Raw genomic sequence first — 21,251 nt, 5'->3', positions numbered from 1 at the left:
CATGAACGCGCTCGCGCTGCAAGACTTTCTCGAGCAAGCCGGCGCTCAAGTGCGTGTGCAATCGGCGATTCAGATGACCCAGGTGGCCGAGCCCTACATTCCGCTGCGGGCCGAGCGCCACCTCGAAAAGGGCCGCGTCGTCATCTTTGGTGCGGGCGCCGGGTTGCCGTACTTTTCGACCGACACGGTTGCCGCGCAACGCGCCCTCGAAATCGGGGCGCTCGAAGTGCTCGTGGCCAAGAACGGCGTCGACGGCGTCTATAGCGACGACCCGCGGCGCAACCCCGACGCCCGCAAGCTCGACACCATCACCTACCAAGAGGCGCTCGTGAAGGGCCTCAAGGTCGTCGACTCCACGGCGTTCTCGCTGTGCATGGACAACAGCATGCCGATGGTCGTCTTCGGCATGGAGCCCGGGGGAAACATCGCGCGGGCAATCCGCGGCGAGCACATTGGAACGCGCGTCTCGAACTGAGCGAGCCCTCGACCGGTTAGGTATGATCTAAGGGACGCGAGCGCGTCGCCCGCCGACGACCTGCCGGGAGAGCATCCATGACCGACGCCGTCACGATCGAGACCGGGGTGCCCGGCGTCAGCGTGCGCCTCACGCCGACCGAACGCTTCACCTTTGGCAGCTTCGTCGACTGCAACATGGCAACCGCGTGGGTGGGCGATCGCTTTCGCATTTTTCCGGGAAAGTATGGCGAGGACCCCGTCTGGGGTCAGGCCAACGAACTGAAGCACGCCGACGGCGCCACCGTGGCCGAGGCGTTTTCGCGGCGGCCCGACGAGTTTGTCGAGCCCGCGATGCCCCCCAATACTCCGCCGGGCCAGCCCGGGCTACATGGCGCCGTGTGGTTCGAGACGGTCTACCAAGACCCCTCAGACGAGACGGGTCGCACCCTCTACGCGCTATACCACAACGAGAACTACCCCGATACGCTGCCGTTCGACCCCACGACGGGAGAGGGCCTGCGCGCTGACGACTGGCCTCCCGGGCTCACGGGGCCCGAGTCGGTGCAGGCCGTGCCGCGCATCGGCATCATGAAGTCGGTCGACGGGGGCCTGAGCTGGACCAATCACGGCATCCTGCTTGAAGACCGCGATGAACGGATGATCCGACTCCCGGTCAACCGCAACAACTGTTTTCCGGGCGGAGTCGGCGACCCGAGCGCCGTCGCCTCCGGCGACCACCTCTATGTGTTCTACGGTGAATACGCCTACCCGACCGCGTGGAGCGCCGAGACGTGGGATCGAGAGACCGAAGCGGCGGCGCAGTGCGTGAGCGTGGCGCGCGTGCCGCTCTCGGCGCTCGATCACCCCAATGGCGCCGCGCGGCGCTGGAGCGGCACCGCCTTCGATGCGCCGTGGGACGGCGTGGGGAAGCCGATCGCGAGCTTGCGCATCCCCACCTCAGAGGGCGGCGGTGCGGTCTCGCAGGGCGATGAGCTCTACTACTGGGGCCCCTCGGTCAGCTGGAATGAGCACCTCGAGTGCTGGGTCATGCTGCTCGGCCGCGTCGACGGCAGTTTCTGGGTGGGTGACAGCCTGTTTCTCTCGATCAACCCGAACCGCGATCTGGGAGAGGGTGACAACGCGCAGCAGTGGTCGACCCCGGTGCGCATTGTGCACCGCCCCGGGCACACGCTCTGGTACCCCTCGCTGCAGCCGACCGATTCGCCCGACGACCTCGCGGCGAAGCGCACGTGTTTGCGGCTGGGCCGCGAGGCGCGCTTGTTCTTCAAAGACATGGCGGGCGACGAGCACGTGTACATTGGCGACTTCCGCCTGGAGTTCGTGCGCGACTGATTGCCGCACTCGAAGTGATCGCTCACGCGGCGCACGCGCCGGCGAGACGGTATGCCTGCTCGCCGACCCTAGGCTGAGCGGGTGACCGCCGCCCTGCTCATCGCGCTCGCCGCGATCGCGCACACCACCTGGAACCTCGCGCTCAAGCGCGCGGGCGCCAGCGGGCCGGCGTTCATCGCGCTCACGCTGACCGTGGGCGTCGCGGCGTTCGCGCCGTTCGGCGTGCCCGCACTCATCGCCCAGCCGCTCGATCTCAGCCAGGTCGGTGTGCTCGTCGTCGTCAGTGCCCTCTTGCAAGTGGCCTACTTCTTGGTGCTGCAGCGGGCCTATCGTCTCGCCGACGTCGGCGTCGTCTACCCGCTCGCTCGCGGCACGGGCCCCTTGCTGAGCGTCGTGGGGGCGGTGCTGCTGCTTGGCGAGCGACCCGGCATCGTGACGCTCGCGGGTGCGGGGCTCGTCGTCGCGGGCGTGATCGTCATCGGCACGGCCGGCGCGCGCGCGAGCGTGGGTGCTGCGGGGGATTCTGCGCGGCGGTGGCGGGGCATCCGCTACGGGGCGGCCGTGGGCGTCATCATCGCGGCCTACACGCTGTGGGATGCGGCCGCCGTGACGCGCGCCCAGCTCGAGCCTGTGGGCTACTACTGGGCGAGCATGGTCGTGCAGCTGGCCGTGCTGCTGCCCCTCGCGGCGCGCGAGCGCGGAGCGCTCGGTCGCACAGCGCGTGAGCATCCCGTCGCCGTGGCGATCGTCGGCATTCTGTCTCCGCTCGCCTACGTCGCGGTGCTCGCCGCCTACCAGCTCGCACCCGTCTCGATCGTGGCACCCGCGCGAGAGGTGAGCGTCGTGCTCATCGCCCTCGCGGGGTGGCTGCTGCTGCGCGAGCCACACCCGGCACGACGCATTCTCGGCAGCGTGGTCGTGCTCGCGGGCATCGCGCTGCTCGCGCTCGGCTGAGCCCGCGCCCACTAGACTCAGGGTCGACCCACCGAAGGAGCCGCTGTGATCGCCGACGTTCTGGCAGAAGCCACCGACAAGATGACCAAGGCCGTCGAGGTCGCGAAAGAAGATTTCGCGACCGTGCGCACGGGCCGGGCCAACCCGCAGTTGTTTCAGAAGATCTTGGTCGAGTACTACGGCACTCCCACGCCCCTCGCGCAACTCGCAAGCCTGCAGAACCCCGAGGCGCGCACGATTCTCATCACGCCCTATGACAAGAGCGCGCTGAAAGAGATCGAAAAGGCGATCGTCAACTTTCCGAACCTCGGGGCGAGCCCCAGCAACGACGGCGAAATCATTCGCGTGACCATGCCCGAGCTCACCGAAGACCGGCGCAAAGAGTACGTGAAGATCGTCAAGCAGAAGGCCGAAGACTGCAAGGTCGCCATTCGCAACATTCGCCGTAAGGCGAAAGAAGACCTCGACAAGCTCAAGAGCGAGGTGGGCGATGACGAAGTGGCCCGCGCCGAAAAAGAGCTTGAGGTCATCACGAAGCGCGCCACCGACGCTGCTGACGAAGCGTTGAAGAAGAAGGAAGCCGAGCTGCTCGAGGTCTAGATGCCCGAGACTCCCGAATCCGCATCGGCCGCTGAGGCGGCCGAGCAGAAGCCTGCCCGCTCGCCGCGCCGCTGGGGGCGAGGTGCTTCGGCGCGCGATGAGGTTGAGGCGGCCATCCACGACATCGAAAGCAAAGTGCACGATCTCGAGGCGAAGGCGCGCGAGATGGATGCCCGCATCGAGGCGCGCGCCGGTCGCAGTCTGACCAAGGCCATCTTCTTTGGCCTCGTGTTGGGGTTTGCGCTGCTCTTTAGCCTCATCGTGATTAAGCAATTGTTCATGGTGTTTGCGGCCGCACTCGTGGCGTTTACCGTCTACGAGCTCGCGAGCGCCCTGCGGTTCGCGGGCCGCGACATTCCGCGCCTTCCGCTCGTCATCGCGTCGATCGGCGTGATCCCGCCGGCGTTCTATCTCGGTGCCCCCGGACTCTGGTGGGCATTCCTCGCGGGCGTCGCCTTCGTGAGTCTCTGGCGCATCATCGAGACGGCGCGGCCCGCCATGCGCCAGCCGGGCGTCTCGCTGCGCACCGACCTTGCCGCGGGCATCTTCGTCTTGAGCTATGTGCCGCTGCTCGCGGGGTTCGCGGTCGTCATGACCGCGCAGCCCGGCGGTGAGTGGTGGGTTCTCGCCTACCTCATCGTCGTCATTGCGATCGACACGGGCGCGTATGCCTCGGGAGTGCTGTTTGGCAAGCACCCGATGGCTCCGCGCATCAGCCCGAAAAAGACCTGGGAAGGCTTCGCTGGTTCGGTCGTCGCGGCAACGATCGCCGGCATCTTGCTCGCAGTCTTCATGATCGGCACGCAGTGGTGGGTCGGGTTGGTCATGGCGGTGACTCTCGTTGGGGTTGCGACGCTGGGCGATCTCACCGAGTCGCTCATCAAGCGTGACCTGGGCATCAAGGACATCTCGACGTGGCTGCCGGGCCACGGAGGGTTTCTTGACCGCCTCGACTCGATGTTGCCCGCGACCATCGCGGCTTACGTGATCTTCACCTTCCTCGGCTGAGTTCGTTCCCGCGGGCGAGCATCCGTTCGGTGCGGACCGGCGGCGGCCGGCGCGGGGCGCCCATGGTGGCGCACGCCGTGTGGGGACTGCGGCAGAATAGAGTCGTGCCTTCGACATTTCCTCTCGCCCGCTCGGGCAAGCCCGGTTACGACGTCGACGAGGTCGATGCGTTTCTCGATCGCGCGCGCGAAGCGTTCTCGACCCCGGCCGAGCTCGACGCAGAACTGACGAGTGACGAGATTCGACACACGGCCTTCCGGCTCGTGCGGAAAGACGGCTATTCCGCTCGGCACGTCGACGCGGCGCTGGAGCGCCTGGAAGAGGCGTTCGCGACGCGCGAGCGTGACCAGGCCATCGCGCGCCAGGGCTCTGAGGCGTACTACGCGGGCGCTCGGGCGACCGCTCAAGAGATTCTCGACCGACTTGCTCGGCCCAATGGCAAGAAGTTTCGCCGCGTGAGCTTTCTCGCCCGTGGGTATCACCCCGCCGATGTTGACGCGTTTGCCGCCCGCATTTCGCAGTATTTCGAGAGCGGCCGTGCGTTGCCCGTCGACTCGGTGCGCACGATCGCGTTCCGATCGCGTTACGGGGGCTACAACGAAACGCAGGTTGATCTGCTGCTCGATACCGTCGTGGGGCTCATGCTCTCCGTTCGCTGAGCGGGGTGCCTCCGGGCGACTCGCGAGAGTGGTCGGGTAGGCTCTCGAAACTGTGGGACGGCATGCCGCGATGACTTCGCGCCTTCGCACCCCCGGTGACCGTGGTGACCACGACGGGGGAGGGGGCGCCGGTCGTCGCACCATCGCACCGGAGCTCGAGCGTCACGTTCGGGCCCCGTGGTCGCTTCCGGTCTTCGCATCGGCCGTATCTCTCGCGTTCGTGCTTGCTGCCATTACTGACCAGTCGCCCGCGATGGCGCTCGAAACGATGGCGCCCGGCGAGGCCGTACCGACGCAACAGATCATGGCAACCGACGACTATGTCAGCGACATCGAACGCATCGCGTGGCAGACCTCGCGAGTCGTGACCTATGGCACGGCCCCGGCCGCTGGCGTGCCCGACCCGGGCACGGCGATGGCGATTGCGTTCACGATGGTGGCTGACCGTGGGTGGGGCACCGCTGAATATGACTGCCTTGTCGCGCTGTGGAACAAAGAGTCACGCTGGAACGTCTACGCCCACAATGCGAGCTCGGGCGCATACGGAATTCCCCAGGCCCTGCCCGGCGACAAGATGGCATCGGCGGGTGCCGACTGGGCGACCAACCCCGCCACCCAGATCACGTGGGGCCTCGGCTACATTGCCGGTCGGTACGAGACGCCCTGCGGCGCGTGGGCGCATAGCCAGCGCGTGGGCTGGTACTAGAGAGAGCATCCATGCCCCGCAGTAATCGTTCGCGCGCAGACCGCCACGGCGGCAAACGGCGCCCGGTCGAGACGGATGCTCCGCTCGACCTCGACCGCATTACCTCCGGTCTGCGCCGCACCGTCGAGAAGCGCAGCGGAACCTGGAACGTTCAGCAGGTCTCGGCGGTTGCCGCGCAGAAGATCTATCTGTGCCCGGGCTGCCGTCTCGAGGTTCCGGTGGGGCAAGCCCACATCGTGGCCTGGCGCGCCGACGGCCTGATGGGCGAGCAGGCCGACCTCGCCGATCGGCGCCACTGGCACTCTCACTGCTGGAGGATGGAACCATGAGCCACCCGATTCGCAGCGCAACGGTGTTGCCTGCCGTGCGCACCGATATCGAGCTACACACACCAGACGGCCTGACGCTCGTCGGCGAGCTCTCGGTTCCGGAAAGTCACGACCCCGTGGCCACCCTCGTGTGCCTGCACCCGCTGCCCACAGCGGGTGGCTACATGGACTCGCACATCATTCGCAAGGCGGCTGCGCGGCTGCCGGCGTTGGCCGACATCGCCGTGCTGCGATTCAACTTTCGCGGCGTGAGCTCGCCCCGAGGAACGAGCGACGGGTCGTTCGGTCACGGTGACGATGAACGCTTCGATCTGGATGCGGCGATGGCTTTCGTCACTGAGCGTGGTCTGCCCGACCCCTGGTTGCTCGGCTGGTCGTTCGGCACCGAGGTAGCCCTGAAGCACGGACTCGAGCACGATGTGGTCGGCGCGATTCTGCTCTCGCCGCCTCTGCACCGCACCTCGGCAGCCGAGGTTGCCGCCTGGTCGGGGAGCGGTAAGCGTTTGGTGGTCGTGGTTCCCGAGCTCGACGACTATTTGCGGCCGCCCGAGGCGCTCGAGCGCTTCGCGAGTGTGCCCGAGCGAGAGTTCGTGGCCGTTGACGGCGGAAAACACTTGTGGGTCGGTGAAAACCAGACCGTGCGCGTGCTCACCGAAATCGTTGCGCGGCTCAACCCGGCGGTCTTGCCTTTGCCCGACGAGTGGCCGTAGTTAGCGCTCTTCGAGCTTCGGCACCACGACTTGGTTGATCACGATGATGATCGACGCGGCGACCGGAATCGCGATCAGCGCGCCCAAGATGCCGAGCAGAGTGCCGCCGATGAGCGCGGCAATGACCACGACAACGCCGGGCACCTTGACGGCGCGGTTCATGATGTTCGGGCTCAGCACGTAGGCCTCGATCTGCATGTACGCGAGGTACCAGATTCCCGCAGCGATCACCGTGATCGTCGACTCGGGGTTCACGAGCAGTTGCGTCGCCACAATGAGGATCGAGCCCGACAGGGTTCCGACCAGCGGCACGAGCGAGAACAAGAACGCGATGAAGGCGAACAGCGCCGGATACGCGGCACCGATGATGGTGAGGAAGATGAAGCTCGCGACACCGTTGATGAGCGCCAGCGAGACTTGCCCCACGACGTAGCGGCCGACAGCGTGCGACACCTGCTCGGCGATGCCAATGAACTTTTCGCGACGCGACCGCGGCACGAGGCGGTAGAGCGAACGCTTGATGCTGCCGAGCGATGCCGTGAAGTAGAGCGTGAGGATGAGGATGATGAGAGCACCGAAGATGCCCGTCGCGATCGACACGCTCACGGCAAGCACTCCGCCACCGATTTGCGTGAGGTTATCGGGGTCGGTGAGGTAGGTCAGCAGGTCGTCGGCAGCCGCGCGAACGTCGAGTACTTCGACCGGGATGACGCTTTGAATCTGCGCGAGCAACTCGTCGAGAGCATCCGGATTCGTCACGTATTCGGTCACTTGCGTGATGAGCTTGTTCGACTGCTCGATGACGACCGGAATGATCGCAAACACGAGCCCGGCGAACATGCCCAGCACGCCGACGAGCACGGTCAGAATCGCCGCCCAACGCGGCCACTTGCGCGACTCGAGCCAGGAGATCAGCGGGTCGAGGCCCAGTGCGATGAAGATCGCCGCGCCAATGTAGGTCAGGATCGTCGCGAGTGACGCGAAAGCACCGCCGATGAGCAGGGCAATGAGTACGCCGAGCCCACCAAAAATGCCCAGCCGGAACGCGTTCTGAATCTTCACCGAATGTCCTCCGGGCCGTTCGATCGGCCGTTATTCGTCGCGGGTCGAGAGAGTTTCTGCCTGCGACAGTACCCCGCGCAGTCCTTCGAAGTAGCCAGCGACCGCGTCGCGCTCGACCCGGATGCGGGCCAGTCGATCTTCGGCCTCAGCAACCATGGCCGTCGTGCGCTCTTCGGCGTCACGCAGCAGTGCCGCCGCCCGTGTTTCGGCGTTCTCGAGCACCGATCGCGCCGTCGCATCAGCGGAGGCGCGAACGGCCTCAGCCTGGTCTTTCGCCGCACGCTCGAGAGCTTCTGACTCGGCGCGAACGGCGCTCGCACGCTCTTGAGCGGTTGCGAGTTGTGCGGTGGCCTCATCGAGGTACTTCTGCGTCTGTGCGACCGCTTCTTGCTGGCGCACCAGGTATTCGCGCTCTGCCTCGTCGCGCCGAGCCGTGAGCTCAACGTCGAGGTCGACGCGCGCTTGCTCGGCTTCACGCGCCAACCGCGCACGGTGTTCGTCAGCTTCGTGCTTCAGCTGCGCACGAGCGGCCGTCGCTTCGTCGGCCAGCGCACGACGCTGACGTTCCGCATCGCGCTCGAGGGCCGTTCGTTGAGCAGCGGCAGACTCGTCGGCGCTCGCGCGCTGGGCCGCGATCTCGCGCTCGGCGAGCGCTCGCGCGTCGGCAACCTCCCGCTCGACCTGTGCTCGAGCATCTGCGACCTCATTGGCCACGGCGGCACGGGCGCTTGCGAGTTCTTCGGCGAGGGCGGTGCGTGCCGCTTCGATCTCGAGTTCGAGTGATGCGCGGCTTGCGGTGATGTGCTGTTCGAGGGCCGCGCGGCTGCGTGCCTCGAGTTGCTCGACCTCGCTGCGGCGACGCACCTCTTCGGCATCCCACTCTGCCTGACGTCGCGCCAATTCTGTTTCGACCTCTTCGCGGCTCGCGGCGAGTTCGGCGGCGAGGTCAGCGCGGCCCGCGCGAAGGTCGGCGTCGAGCTGGGCGCGACGCGTGGCGTCGTCGCTCTCGAACGTCGTGCGCGCTTGTTCGGTGTCGCGCGCGAGCGCCCCGGCGGCTTCACGCGCTTCGGCGACCTCTCGGTCGGCGACGACGCGCAGCTCTGCCAGTTCACGCTCGGTCTCGGCGCGCAACGCCGCGGCCTCACGCTTGGCGGTGGCGCGAGCTTCGGCTGCTTCGGTGGCGACGGCACCGCGAATCGCCGCGGCCTCACGCACGGCTTCTTGCACGAGCGCGTCGGCTTCGGCGCGGGCCCGCGCGATCGTCTCTTCCGCCTGTCGGCTCGCGGCCTCGGTCAGTTGGCTTGACCGCGCGGCCGCATCGGCGACCATGCGCTCGGTGCGTTCCGCGGTTTCTGACTGCAGGCGCTGGGCCTCGGTTTGGGCGGCGGCACGCAGTTTCTCGGCGTCAATGTCGGCCTGGCTGATGAGGCGCGTCGACTGCTCTTCGGCGACGCGCAGAGTCTGCTCAAGCTTCGAGCCGAGTCCCGCGTAGGTGGGGCGCCCGACCTCGTCGAGTTCGGCCTGCAGATCGTCGATAACGGCCTGCAGCCTGCCCACCTCTTTCGCGCTTTCTGCGCGATCGGTATTCGCCTTGATGAGTTCGCGGCGAATCTCTTGCAGGGCGCGATCGACCTCTTCGCGCTTGTAGCCGCGCATTTCGCTGCCGAAGTCGTACTCAGTGTCTGCCACGTGCCGTCTCCCGGTATTGGGTGGGGATGATCGGGTTCGAGTGTAGTCGTCGGCCGGGTGTCGGCGGGGCCGAGCGTCGGCGCTCGACGCAGGCCAAATGGGCCTTTCAGCGCGCGTCGGCTATTCTGGAATGTCTTTGTTCTGCTGGACGCCCGTCTTCCGAAGACGGAACTCGCCCGATGTCGAGCGCAGGTGGATCGATGCGAGACGCGTCGAACCGAGGTTTCCACCGTGAAACGTTCTTGGGCCGCGGTCATCCCTGACCGCGATGCGCCAGCACGAGAGGAGTAGACCCGTGCGATTTGTCGTAGCGATCGTGTTCTTCGTTGTCGCCGTAGTGGGCGTCGGTTTGGGCGTTGCCCAGCGCACTCTGTGGGCGCCGCCCGACCGCGTTACTGCCGAACTACAGCTGGACTCCACGGCCACCGTCACCGTCATCGACGGCACCGCTCTTAACGCCTATGACGGTCGTCAGACGCTCGAGATCATCGGCGGAGTGGTGGCCCCGCCCGCAGAAGAGCCTGAGTCGTCAGAGACTCCCGTTGTCGGCGAGACGACGGCGCCGACAGCCGATCCGAACGCGGCGACCGAGACGGATGCGATTGTGGCGGCATACGGTCGAACGAGCGATGTGCTCGCGTGGGTTGGCTCGGCCACCTACAACCTCGTCACGTTCGATGACGAAACCGCATCCCTCGTGAGTGAGCGCATCGCCGGCTCAGAAATGATCGTGCCCAACCCCGCGGGCAGTGACTTGTGGTTCGGTGATCTCGAGGGAGAAGGCGAACTCGGGCTGACGGTCAACGTTCCCGACGAGGTGTCGATGCTCGTCGTGTCGGATGGCACGTTGCCGGCGCCGCAGGCGCTGTCGATCACGTGGCCGCTCGACAACAGCACACCGTTCTCGACCGTGTTGATTCTCGGTGGCGTGGGCTCTCTCGTCATCGGCTTGCTCTTCTTGTTGTGGGCCTTGCTACACATGCGCCGCCAGCGGGGTCCGCGCCGCAAGTCGCCCAAGATGCCGAAGGTGCCTCGTCCGTCGCGCTATCGACCCGCCTCGACCCGCACGCGCGTTGGTCGCCCGAAGGGTCGCCGTGCGGCGCGGCGGGTGGCGCTGCTGCCGGTGCTCGCCCTCGGCGCGGTCATTTTGACGGGCTGCACGGGTGCTGGATCGGCCACGAGTGTCATGCCCACGTCGGCTCCTACTGATGTTGCCGAGACTCCCGAGGTTGCCGTGACCGAGAACCAGCTCGAGCGCATTGTCGCTCGCGTGGGATCAACACTGGAGCAGGCAGACGCTGATCGCGACGTTGCTCTCGCCGAGACGCGCCTGGCCGGCCCTGCCCTCGAACTGCGGCAGGCGAGCTACACGATCAAGAGCAAAGTCGCCGACTTTGCGGTTGCGCCGGTGATCCCCTCGGGCGATGTGCAGCTGATTCTGCCCGAGCGCCTTCCCGAAGAAGGCGATGTGTGGCCGCGCCGCGTGTTCGCCATCGTGCAAGCCCCCGCCACCGAAGACGCTGAGGGCGAAGCGGTTCAGACTCCTCCGCTCGCGTTGCTGTTGGTGCAAGATGACCCCCGCAGCCAATACAAAGTGCACTACGCGATCACGGTGACGCTCGCCGAAGACGGTGAACGACCCGAAGTCGCTCCCGCGTCGCTCGGCGCCCCCCTCCTGCCGAGCACGACACCCTTGCTATCAGTCACTCCCGACGATGTGGCGCTTGGCTATGCCGATCTGCTCCTGAAGGGCGAAGAGAGCGAATCGTTCGATCTCTTCCAGGCCGAGGGCGACACCCTGGTCGAGCAAATCGGTGCGGCAGCGAAGGCTGCTCGACGTGCCGCTTTGCCGACGACGGCTGCCATCGCCTTCTCGAACGTCGTCGGCGACCACGAGATCTTCTCGTTCGTTACGAACGATGGGGGAGCGCTCGTCATGCTGACGATTGCCGAGACGGAGCGCGTGACACCTACCGAAGCCGGTGCCGCGGTGAACGCGCCCGCGGCTGTCGCCGCGCTCGCGGGTCGGGCGCAAAGCACCACGGGAATCCAGGCGACCTACGGTTTGCAGATTCTGTTCTCGGTGCCCCCTGTCGGAAGCGACGCTCAGGTGGTCTTGCTGGGCTACACGCAAGGACTCATCGCTGCGAAGGAGATCTAGTGGCTGACCCCACCCTGTCGGGATCCGCACTCCGCGGTGCCGTCGACCTCTCGGGCCTCGTGCGCGCGGCCAACGCGCCTGCGGCAACGCCGCGGACGGCGGGAGCCTCGGCAACAACGGCCTTCGTTCGCGACGTCGACGAGGCGACTTTCGGCGATGTCGTCGAGCTCTCGCGCACCGTTCCCGTCATCGTCGAGTTCTACGCCGATGGCATTGCCCCCGTGCTCGGCTCGATCATTGCCGCCTATGACGGACGCCTTGCCCTGGCAACCGTCGATGGCAACGCGAGCCCGCAACTGGCCCAGGCATTTCAGATTCACCAGGTGCCCGCCGTCGTCGCGCTCGTGGGCGGGCGGCCACTGCCGCTCTTCGTGGGCATTCCGAGCGACGCCGAGGTGCGCCAGGTGCTCGACCAAGTGCTCGAGCTGGCTGCGCAGAACGGCATTGTCGGGGTGATCCCGGCTGGCGACAGTGAGCCGAGTGAGGCTGACACCGCGGAGGCGCCGCTGCCGCCGCTGCATCAAGAGGCCTACGACGCGATCAGCGACGGCGATTACGCGGCCGCAACATCCGCCTATCGCACCGCGATCGCGCAAAACCCTCGCGACCAGCTCGCCGTGGCGGGTCTCGCTCAGGTCTTGCTGTTGCAGCGACTCGACGGCCTCGTCGCCGCCGAGGTGCGCGCTGCGGCGGCGGCACAGCCCGATGATGTGGATGCCCAACTCGCGGTCGCCGACCTCGACCTCAGCGGCGGCCACGTCGACGACGCGTTCGCTCGCTTGTTGCGCGTGTTCCCGACCCAGAGCGCCGAGGGCAAGGCCGCGATTCGCACGCGATTCCTCGACTATTTCGAGATCGTCGGCACCGACGACCCGCGCACGATCGCCGCGCGCCGCGCCCTCACGACGCTGCTGTACTGATCGCGTCGCGCGATCTCCGGGGCGCTTGCGCAATCGCGCCGCGCCACCGCGAGGGAGATCGCGCAATCGCGCCGCGAGATCGCGAGGGAGCTCGCGCGGTCGCGCCGGGCTCCGGCGAGACCCCCCTCGAGCGCGCCGCGCGCCGGCGACGCTGCCCTACTGCCGCAGGCGCTACTCGCGCTGCAGGTAGAGCCCCGCGAGCGGCGGCAGCGTGAGCTCAACCGAGGCCGGCCGCCCACCCCACGGGGTGTCGGTCGCGTGCACGCTGCCATAGTTGCCCACTCCCGATCCGCCGAACTCTTCGGCGTCGGTGTTGATGACTTCGCGCCACGTACCCGCTGACGGCAGCGGCAGGCGGTAGGGCCCAACCGGGTTGCCGCTGAAGTTGAACACGCCCACGAGGGGGGCACCGTGCGCGTCACGACGCTCAAAGGCGATGACGTTGTTGCCAGCGTCGCCACCCTCGAGCCACGAAAAGCCCTCGGGCGAGTTGTCGAGCTCCCACAGTGCGGGCGTCTCGCGATACACACGGTTGAGCTGGCTCACGAGGTGGTGCAGCCCGCGGTGCACGGGTTGGTCAAGAATCCACCAGTCGAGGCCGCGCTCTTCGCTCCACTCACTCGGCTGCCCGAACTCTTGGCCCATGAAGAGCAATTGCTTGCCGGGGTGCGCCCACATGAATGACAAATACGCGCGAACGTTCGCGAGCTTCTGCCACTGGTCACCGGGCATCTTGGCGAGCAGCGACCCCTTGCCGTGCACGACCTCGTCGTGGCTGATGGGCAGCATGAAGTTCTCGCTGAACGCGTACAAGAAGCTGAAGGTGATCTCGTTGTGGTGGTGCGAGCGCCACATGGGGTTGCGGGCCACGTAGCTCAGGGTGTCGTGCATCCACCCCATGTTCCACTTCATGCCAAAGCCCAAGCCGCCTTCGCTCGTGGGCTTCGTGACGCCCGGCCACGACGTCGACTCTTCGGCGATCATGACGATGCCGGGCACACGCTTGTAGGCGGTCGCGGTCGCCTCTTGCAAGAACGCGATCGCTTCGAGGTTTTCGCGCCCCCCGAGCACGTTGGGCAGCCACTGACCGTCAGAACGCGAATAGTCGAGGTAAAGCATGCTCGCGACGGCGTCGACGCGCAGGCCGTCGATGTGAAACTCTTCGAGCCAATACAGCGCGTTGGCGACGAGAAAGTTGCGCACTTGGCTGCGGCCGAGGTCGAAGATGTAGGTGCCCCAGTCGGGGTGCTCACCGCGTCGCGGGTCGGGATGCTCATACAGAGCCACGCCGTCGAACCGACCGAGCGCCCACTCGTCTTTCGGAAAGTGCGCGGGCACCCAGTCCATGATGACGCCGATGCCGGCCTGGTGCAGCCGGTCGATGAGGTACCGGAGGTCATCCGGGTGCCCGAAGCGTGACGTCGGGGCGAAGTAGCCCGTCACCTGGTAGCCCCACGATGGCCCGTAGGGGTGTTCGGCGAGCGGCATGAATTCGACGTGGGTGAATCCGAGCTGCGTGACGTAGTCGATGAGCGGGTCGGCGATGTCGCGATACCCGAGGCCGGGGCGCCACGAGCCGAGGTGCATCTCATAGACGCTCATGGCCGCGTTGTGCGGGTTGCGAGCCGCACGGCTCGCCATCCACTCGCCATCGCCCCAGGCGTAGTGCGAGTCGCCGACGACGGATGCCGTGGCCGGGGGAGTCTCGGTGTAGCGCGCCATCGGGTCGGCGCGCACCACCCAGGTCCCATCGGCCGTCAGAATTTCGAACTTGTAGGTCGACCCGGCTCCGAGCCCCGGGACGAAGATCTCCCACACCCCGTTGTCGTCGAGGCGACGCATGGCGTGGCCGAGGCCGCTCCAGCTGTTGAAGTCACCGACGACGCGCACGGCCTGGGCATGGGGCGCCCACACGCTGAAGCTCGTGCCGTCGACATCTTCGTGGGCACGGTGGTGCGCGCCGAGCACGTGCCAGAGCTGCTCGTGCCGGCCCTCGGCCCACAGGTAGAGGTCAACCTCGCCGACACTCGGCACGAAGCGATAGGGGTCATCGGTGTGCCAGTCGGGTCCGCCGTCGTAGGTCGTGCGCACACTATAGGCCTGACCCTCGTCGGGCCCTCCCGGCAGAACGCCGTGCCACAGACCGTCGGCATCGTGCGCGAGCGCGTGTTCCGAGCCGTCGGCGCGCACGACCGTGACCGACGCGGCGAGCGGCCGAATCACGCGGACGAGCCAGCCACCGTCGATGGGGTGCTGCCCGAGTGCCGCGTGCGGTTGCGGGTGTCGACCCTCGACGAGTGCACGTCGATGGTCGGGGTGCAGCGCCGGCGGGGTGCCCGGTGTCGTGCTCGGCGACGTCTTCTTCTCGGCCATCAGGTGCCCTTCGGGTATTCGATGCGCAGAATGTGCACGGGTTCGACGAACGAGTCGAGCCGCACATAGTTGTCGGCTCCCCAGCGAAAACGGTCGCCCGTAATCAGGTCTTTCACGTCGAACGTGGCGCCCGGCGCAAGACCCAGTGCGGCCAGGTCAAGGTGCACCGTGGTCGCGCGCGCCGAGTGCGGGTCGACGTTGGCGACGACGATGATGCCGTCGGTGCGACCGCTGCGTACAAACCGGCCGGGTAGCACCTTCGAGTAGACGAGAATCGCCTCGTCGTCGCTCGCGTGCACGTGAAGGTTGCGCAACTGCCGCAAGGCAGGGTGCTCAGAACGGATGCGGTTGAGCGTCGTGATGTACGGCGCGATCGACTTGCCGGCCGCTTCGGCAGCGGCCCAGTCACGCGGCTTGTACTCGTATTTCTCGTTGTCGATGTTCTCTTCGCTGCCCGGGCGCGCAATGTTCTCGATGAGCTCGTAACCGCTATAGACACCCCAGGTCGGGCTCGCGGTCGCGGCGATCGCCGCACGAATCTTGTAGGCCGGAACGCCGCCGAATTGCAGATACTCGGTGAGGATGTCGGGGGTGTTCACGAAGAGATTCGGGCGCAAGTATGCGCTCGACTCGTGGCTGAGTTCGGTGAGATACGTCTCGAGCTCGGGCTTGGTGTTGCGCCACGTGAAGTAGGTATACGACTGCTGGTAGCCCGCCCCGGCGAGCGCTTGCATCATGGGCGGTCGCGTGAAGGCCTCGGCGAGAAACACCACATCGGGGTATTCGGTGTTGACCTCGTGCAGTAACCACTCCCAGAAGTGCAGGGGCTTGGTGTGCGGGTTGTCGACGCGGAAGATGCGCACGCCGCGCGAGATCCACAAGCGCACAATGCGCAACACCTCGTGGGCGAGCCCTTCGGGGTCATTGTCGAAGTTGAGCGGGTAGATGTCTTGGTACTTCTTCGGCGGGTTTTCGGCGTAGCGAATCGAGCCGTCGGGCAACGTCGTGAACCACTCGGGGTGTTCAGTGACCCACGGGTGGTCGGGCGCGCATTGCAGAGCCAGGTCAATGGCGATCTCGATGCCGTTCTTGGCCGCCGTCGCGACAAACGCTTCGAAATCAGCGACGGTTCCGAGATCGGGATGCACGGCCTCGTGCCCGCCTTCACTCGAGCCAATCGCCCACGGGCTGCCGGGGTCATGCGGCCCCGGCGTCAACGTGTTGTTGGGGCCCTTTCTGTTGATGCGGCCGATCGGATGAATCGGCGGCAGGTACACCACGTCAAAGCCCATGCTTGCGATCGCGGGCAGTCGCTTGGCTGCGGTCGCAAACGTGCCGCTCTGCCACGACCCGTCTTTGCGCTGCTTGGCGCCCTCTGACCGGGGAAAAAACTCGTACCAGTTGCCCACGGCAGCGCGCGTGCGCTCGACGCGAATGACGAGCTGCTCGCTGCGGGTCAGCAGGCTGCGCAGGGGATGGGCCGTGAGGGCCGCGGCGACGCGCGCATCGTTCGCGACCGCGAGGCGGGCTGCTGGGGTCAGTGTCATCTTCCGCATGACCGAGCGGGCGTCAGTGAGCACGGCCGCCGCGGGAGTATCGACGGCGAGGGCCGCCGCGCGGGCGAGCAACTGGGCGCCTTCGAGCAACATGAGTTCAACATCCACGCCCGCCGCGATCTTGACCGATGCCGCGTGCAACCACGTCGCCCAGTCATCGGCGAAGGCCTCAACGTGCCAGGTGTGCGTGCCGGCCTGCGTCAGCGCAACGTCAACGTGCCAGCGGTCGGTGCCGGGAGCACCCTGCGTGAGCGTGTGGCGCTCGACCGTGCCATCGGGCATCGTGAGCACGAGTTCGGCGCCGAGGGCATCGTGACCCTCGCGAAACACGGTCGCCGCGAACGGCACGACTTCACTGACGAACGCGGTGCTCGGCCAGCGGTTCTCGGGCTGCTGGGGGCTCAAATAGCGAATCGGGATGCGCCCAATGCGGTGGGTGAAGGGCGAGGTCTGCGTCGATGCCACATAGTGACCATACGCCGGGCCCGCGCGTCTTGCGTGGCAGGTGTGCGCCGTCGGGCGTGCCGCCGATGTCGTCGAGCGTGCAACCGGTGTCTAGGGGGCGGTGAGGGTTCTCTCGACGCGCTTTCTGGAACCGGTTCCCTATTGGTGTTCTGCTCGCCTAGAGTGGGGTGCTTGGGGTACCCCCACCACGCCCCCAACGCCGAGGAGTGATGAGAGTGAAGGCGATCCGCCGATTCACCGTTCGTACCGTTCTGCCCGAGTCGCTGGGCGCCGTGTCGGCGCTCGCCGCCAACCTGCGGTGGTCGTGGCACGAACCCACTAAGGCGCTTTTTGCGCGCATCGACCCCGAGCGCTGGGATGCCCTCGACCACGACCCCGTCGCGCTTCTCGGCGCCGTCGACCCCGAGCGCCTCATCGAGCTCGCCGCAGACGAGTCGTTCATGGCCGAGGCAGAAGCGCTGCGCGCCGACCTCACGGCCTACCTCGAGCAGCCGCGCTGGTACCAGTCGCTGCCCGACGCCCCCGCACGAATCGCCTACTTCTCGCCCGAGTTCGGAATCGCCTCGGCGATTCCGCAGTACTCGGGCGGTCTCGGCATTCTCGCCGGTGACCACCTCAAGAGCGCGAGCGACCTCGGTCTTCCGCTCATCGGTGTCGGTCTCTTCTATCGTGCCGGCTACTTCCGCCAGGCCATCGACCGCGACGGTTGGCAGAAAGAGACCTATCCGCTCATCGACCCCGATGGCCTGCCCATGCAGGTGTTGCGCGAGCACGATGGCAGCGCCGTTCGTGTGACGCTGAGCCTTCCGGGTGGCGAAGCCCTGCACGCTCGCGTGTGGCAGATGCAGGTTGGTCGCGTGGTCTTGCTGCTGCTCGACACCGACATTCACGACAACAACGATGAATTGCGTGGCGTCACCGACCGCCTCTACGGCGGCGGCGGCGAGCACCGCTTGCTGCAAGAGCTGCTGCTCGGCATCGGCGGCGTGCGCGCGATCAAGCGCTATGTCGACCTCAGCGGCACGGCCGCACCCGAGGTCTTTCACACCAACGAGGGCCACGCGGGCTTCTTGGGCCTCGAGCGCATCAGCGACCTCATCGCCGAGGGCCTCTCGTTCACCGAGGCGCTGCAGATCGTTCGCGCCGGCACGCTCTTCACGACCCACACTCCCGTGCCGGCCGGCATCGACCGCTTCGATGGCGACCTCATCGAGCGCTACTTCTCGACCGACTTGCTTCCCGGAGTCTCGGCCGCCGATGTGCTGCCGCTCGGCACCGAAGACTACGAGGGGGGTGACCCCGCCGTCTTCAACATGGCGGTCATGGGTCTGCGCCTCGCCCAGCGGGCCAACGGCGTGAGCAAGCTGCACGGCGATGTCTCACGCGGCATGTTCGGTGCGCTGTGGGAGGGCTTCGATCAGGACGACGTGCCGATCACCTCGGTGACCAACGGCGTGCACGCCCCCACGTGGACCGACCCGCTCATGGTGGCGCTCGCCAAGAGCAAGCTCGGCACCTACGAGACCTCGTCGTGCGACTGGAACTCTGAGGCGATCACCGACGGCGACCTGTGGTCGGTGCGTCGCGCGATGCGTCAGCAGCTGGTCACCGATGCACGTCAGCGTGTGACGGCCGCATGGGCCGAGCAGAACCCGGGCGTTGCTGCCCCGAGCTGGATGGGCGAGATTCTCGACCCCGACGTGCTCACGATCGGCTTCGCTCGCCGCGTGCCCACCTACAAGCGCCTCACCCTCATGCTGCACGACCCCGAGCGGTTGCGCGCGCTGCTGACGCACCCCGAGCGCCCCGTGCAGCTCGTGATCGCCGGCAAGTCGCACCCCGCCGACGACAGCGGCAAGGCGCTGATTCAAAAGCTCGTCCAGTTCGCCTCTGAGCCCGAGCTGCGTCGCCGCATCGTGTTCTTGCCCAACTACGACATCGGAATGGCGCGGTTGCTCTACCCGGGCACCGACATCTGGTTGAACAACCCCTTGCGTCCGCTCGAGGCGTGTGGAACATCCGGAATGAAGGCGGCCCTCAACGGCTCGCTCAACCTGTCGATTCTCGACGGCTGGTGGAACGAGTACTACGACGCCGAGAACGGCTGGGCGATTCCGACCGCCGACGCCGCGGGCGACGGTGCTGAGCGCGACAAGCTCGAGGCTGAGGCGATGTACGACCTTATCGAGCACCAGATCGCTCCGCGCTTCTACGACCGTGATGCCGACGGCCTGCCGAAGCGCTGGCTGCAGAACATTCGCCACACGCTCGCGACCCTCTCGCCCGAGCTCTCGGCCGACCGCATGGTGAGCGAGTATGTCGAGCGGCTCTACGTGCCCGCCGCGCACGCTCAGCGCGCGATCACGGCCGACGGCAACCGCCCGGCGCGCGAGCTCGCCGCGTGGAAGTCGCGCGTGGCCGCCGAATGGCCGCACGTCTCGGTCACGCACGTCGAGTCGGGCGGCGTGCAGTCGCCCCAGGTCGGCGACGAGCTCAACGTGCGCGCGCACGTGCAGCTCGCGGGCCTCTCGCCCGACGACGTGCTCGTTGAGGTCGCCTTTGGTCGCGCCCGCAATGGCGATGACCTCGTGGATGTTCACCGCCAGCCGCTCGAACTGGCCGAGCACGAACTGGGCCAGCCCGCGACGTTCGTCGGCACGGTGCCGCTCGGCCGCTCGGGATCATTCGGCTACAACGTGCGCGTGACTCCGCGGCACGCTCTGCTCGCCAACCCGGCCGAGCTCGGCCTGGTCGCGGTGGCGCACTAGTCAGCGCTCTCCGCGGTCGTGAACTGAGCGGTCGCGAACTCCGCGGTCGCGAATTCAGCAATCACGCACTCACGGGCGGTCAGCGGGCAATATCTGCCAGCTGGCCGCCCGTAATGCTGAGCAGGTCATCGGGCGCGAGTTCGATGTCGAAGCCGCGACGCCCGCCCGAAACGTAGATCGTGTCCCACAGCGCGGCGGTTTCGTCGAGCACCGTGGGCAAGGCCGTCTTCTGGCCGATGGGCGAGATGCCTCCGACGACGAATCCCGTCTTGCGTTCGGCCACGGCAGGGTCGGCCATGACGGCACGTTTGGCGCCGACGGCGGCGGCGAGTTGCTTGAGATCGAGCATCCCCGTGACCGGAACAATGCCCACGACCAGTCGCCCGTCAGCCTCGGCGAGCAGGGTCTTGAAGACGCGGTCGGGGTCGAGATTCAAGGCGGTGGCCGCTTCGAGGCCGTAGTTGGTGGCCGCGGGGTCGTGAACGTAGGTGTGGGCGGTAAACGGGATGCCCGCCGCCACGAGCGCGACGGTGGCAGGTGTGCCGGGCCCCGACGCCGAACTGCCTTTGCTCACGGTGCCGCGACCAGTGCTGTGCCGACCAGTGCAGAGCCGTGCCTACTCATCGCGCCGCCTCCACTTAGCCGTGCGCGCGGAACAGCAGCATTGACGTCGGCCCCACCGCGAGCGTCTCGCCCGGAACGTGCTCGCTCACCAGGTCGCTGATGTCGTCGTGCGAGCTATCCCAGAGCAGGGTGTAGCCGTCGACACCCTCGTGCGCGGGCAACGTGACCTCGGTGGCTTCGTCAATGCCGTGCACGATGAGCAAGATGCGGTTGAACTCTTCAAACTCGGGTGTCGACGCCGCGAGGTATTGCAGGGTTCGCTCGGCGGGCGAATCCCAGTCTTCCATCGTCATGCCCAGGCCCTCTTTGTTGAACCAGTCCATTTGCGTCGCGTTCGGCACCGTCTCGCCCCAGCGGCCATAGCGAACGGGACGCAGCGCGGGGTTTTCGCGTCGCAACTGCAACAGGCGCTGAACAACCCGGCGCAGGTCGTGTTGCCAGCCCTCGAGGTTCCAGTCGAGCCACGTGAGTTCGCTGTCGTGGCAGTAGGCGTTGTTGTTGCCTCGCTGGCTGCGCCCCACCTCGTCACCCGCGGTGATCATGGGCATGCCCGCGCTGAGCAACAGCGTCGCCATGAGGTTGCGCATGGCCTTGCGACGGGCGGTCGTGATGGCCGGGTCGTCGGTGAGGCCTTCCACGCCGAAGTTGTACGAGCGGTTGTTATCGGTGCCGTCACGGTTGTTTTCACCGTTGCCGATGTTGTGTTTGCCGTTGTAGGCCGTGAGGTCGGCAACCGTGAAGCCGTCGTGCGCGGTGATGAAGTTGACGCTCGCAAGGGGACCGCGGTCATGCGCGAAGACGTGGGCGCTGCCGGTCATGCGCCGCGCGAGCGAGCCGATTCCTTCGGGGGCGGTGCCG

The 21,251-nt window shown here is 66.8% G+C and carries 17 protein-coding genes and 1 pseudogene; 12 read left to right on the top strand and 6 right to left on the bottom strand.

Features of this window, described 5'->3' with window-relative positions; genetic code table 11:
* From SFU54_RS09530 to SFU54_RS09490, 9 genes are all read left to right on the top strand, one after another.
* Positions 1 to 475, top strand: a 475-nt coding sequence (locus tag SFU54_RS09530; RefSeq protein WP_319016043.1) for a UMP kinase, incomplete at its 5' end; no start/stop codon positions are given.
* 77 nt (positions 476 to 552) lie between these two features.
* Positions 553 to 1,809: a hypothetical protein gene (locus SFU54_RS09525; RefSeq protein WP_319016042.1), complete on the top strand. Its 1,257-nt coding sequence runs from the start codon at positions 553 to 555 to the stop codon at positions 1,807 to 1,809.
* Between the two features lie 81 nt (positions 1,810 to 1,890).
* Positions 1,891 to 2,763: a DMT family transporter gene (locus SFU54_RS09520; RefSeq protein ID WP_319016041.1), complete on the top strand. Its 873-nt coding sequence runs from the start codon at positions 1,891 to 1,893 to the stop codon at positions 2,761 to 2,763.
* 45 nt (positions 2,764 to 2,808) lie between these two features.
* A complete protein-coding gene (gene frr, locus SFU54_RS09515) occupies positions 2,809 to 3,363 on the top strand; it encodes a ribosome recycling factor (RefSeq protein WP_319016040.1) in 555 nt (184 codons plus the stop codon).
* Entirely contained in the window at positions 3,364 to 4,371 is a 1,008-nt protein-coding gene (locus SFU54_RS09510) for a phosphatidate cytidylyltransferase (protein ID WP_319016039.1), read from the top strand. It begins immediately after the preceding gene.
* A gap of 104 nt (positions 4,372 to 4,475) precedes the next feature.
* Positions 4,476 to 5,030: a DivIVA domain-containing protein gene (locus SFU54_RS09505; protein ID WP_319016038.1), complete on the top strand. Its 555-nt coding sequence runs from the start codon at positions 4,476 to 4,478 to the stop codon at positions 5,028 to 5,030.
* A 70-nt stretch (positions 5,031 to 5,100) separates the two neighbouring features.
* A complete protein-coding gene (locus SFU54_RS09500; RefSeq protein WP_319016037.1) occupies positions 5,101 to 5,736 on the top strand; it encodes a lytic transglycosylase domain-containing protein in 636 nt (211 codons plus the stop codon).
* Positions 5,737 to 5,747: 11 nt separating this feature from the next.
* Positions 5,748 to 6,065, top strand: a complete 318-nt coding sequence (locus SFU54_RS09495) for a hypothetical protein (protein WP_319016036.1) — start codon at positions 5,748 to 5,750, stop codon at positions 6,063 to 6,065.
* On the top strand, positions 6,062 to 6,775 hold the full coding sequence (locus tag SFU54_RS09490; RefSeq protein ID WP_319016035.1) for an alpha/beta fold hydrolase: 714 nt from the start codon (positions 6,062 to 6,064) through the stop codon (positions 6,773 to 6,775). Before SFU54_RS09495 ends, SFU54_RS09490 begins: the two co-directional genes overlap by 4 nt.
* On the opposite strand, the gene SFU54_RS09485 is transcribed toward SFU54_RS09490, so the two are convergent.
* Both SFU54_RS09485 and SFU54_RS09480 read right to left on the bottom strand, forming a co-directional pair.
* Positions 6,776 to 7,837 carry an AI-2E family transporter gene (locus tag SFU54_RS09485; RefSeq protein ID WP_319016034.1) on the bottom strand — a complete coding sequence of 354 codons (1,062 nt, stop codon included), beginning with the start codon at positions 7,835 to 7,837 and terminating at the stop codon, positions 6,776 to 6,778.
* 30 nt (positions 7,838 to 7,867) lie between these two features.
* Entirely contained in the window at positions 7,868 to 9,526 is a 1,659-nt protein-coding gene (locus SFU54_RS09480; RefSeq protein WP_319016033.1) for a DivIVA domain-containing protein, read from the bottom strand.
* A 295-nt stretch (positions 9,527 to 9,821) separates the two neighbouring features.
* On the opposite strand from SFU54_RS09480, the gene SFU54_RS09475 reads away from it, so the two are divergent.
* Together SFU54_RS09475 and SFU54_RS09470 are read left to right on the top strand one after the other, a co-directional pair.
* A complete protein-coding gene (locus tag SFU54_RS09475) occupies positions 9,822 to 11,687 on the top strand; it encodes a hypothetical protein (protein ID WP_319016032.1) in 1,866 nt (621 codons plus the stop codon).
* Positions 11,687 to 12,607 carry a tetratricopeptide repeat protein gene (locus tag SFU54_RS09470; protein WP_319016031.1) on the top strand — a complete coding sequence of 307 codons (921 nt, stop codon included), beginning with the start codon at positions 11,687 to 11,689 and terminating at the stop codon, positions 12,605 to 12,607. The genes SFU54_RS09475 and SFU54_RS09470 overlap by 1 nt, the downstream gene beginning before the upstream one ends.
* Positions 12,608 to 12,778: 171 nt before the next feature.
* Here the strand turns inward: SFU54_RS09470 and glgB are convergent, their stop codons facing one another.
* Positions 12,779 to 14,980, bottom strand: coding sequence for a 1,4-alpha-glucan branching protein GlgB (glgB, locus tag SFU54_RS09465; protein WP_319016030.1), 2,202 nt, complete (start codon positions 14,978 to 14,980; stop codon positions 12,779 to 12,781).
* Positions 14,980 to 16,941, bottom strand: coding sequence for an alpha-1,4-glucan--maltose-1-phosphate maltosyltransferase (locus SFU54_RS09460; RefSeq protein WP_413466597.1), 1,962 nt, complete (start codon positions 16,939 to 16,941; stop codon positions 14,980 to 14,982). Before SFU54_RS09460 ends, glgB begins: the two co-directional genes overlap by 1 nt.
* A 275-nt stretch (positions 16,942 to 17,216) precedes the next feature.
* Between SFU54_RS09460 and glgP the strand changes: the two genes are divergently transcribed.
* Positions 17,217 to 19,769, top strand: a complete 2,553-nt coding sequence (gene glgP, locus SFU54_RS09455) for an alpha-glucan family phosphorylase (RefSeq protein ID WP_319016029.1) — start codon at positions 17,217 to 17,219, stop codon at positions 19,767 to 19,769.
* A 79-nt stretch (positions 19,770 to 19,848) separates the two neighbouring features.
* On the opposite strand, the gene ybaK is transcribed toward glgP, so the two are convergent.
* Both ybaK and SFU54_RS09445 read right to left on the bottom strand, forming a co-directional pair.
* Positions 19,849 to 20,343 (bottom strand): Cys-tRNA(Pro) deacylase, encoded by a 495-nt coding sequence (ybaK, locus tag SFU54_RS09450; protein ID WP_319016028.1) that lies wholly within the window; start codon positions 20,341 to 20,343, stop codon positions 19,849 to 19,851.
* Positions 20,344 to 20,407: 64 nt separating this feature from the next.
* Positions 20,408 to 21,251 (bottom strand): annotated as a pseudogene (locus SFU54_RS09445) (glycogen debranching enzyme); the annotation flags it as partial.

Source organism: Microcella sp. (assembly GCF_033763155.1).
Classification (GTDB): domain Bacteria; phylum Actinomycetota; class Actinomycetes; order Actinomycetales; family Microbacteriaceae; genus Microcella.
This window is presented reverse-complemented; position numbering and strand designations above follow the sequence as displayed.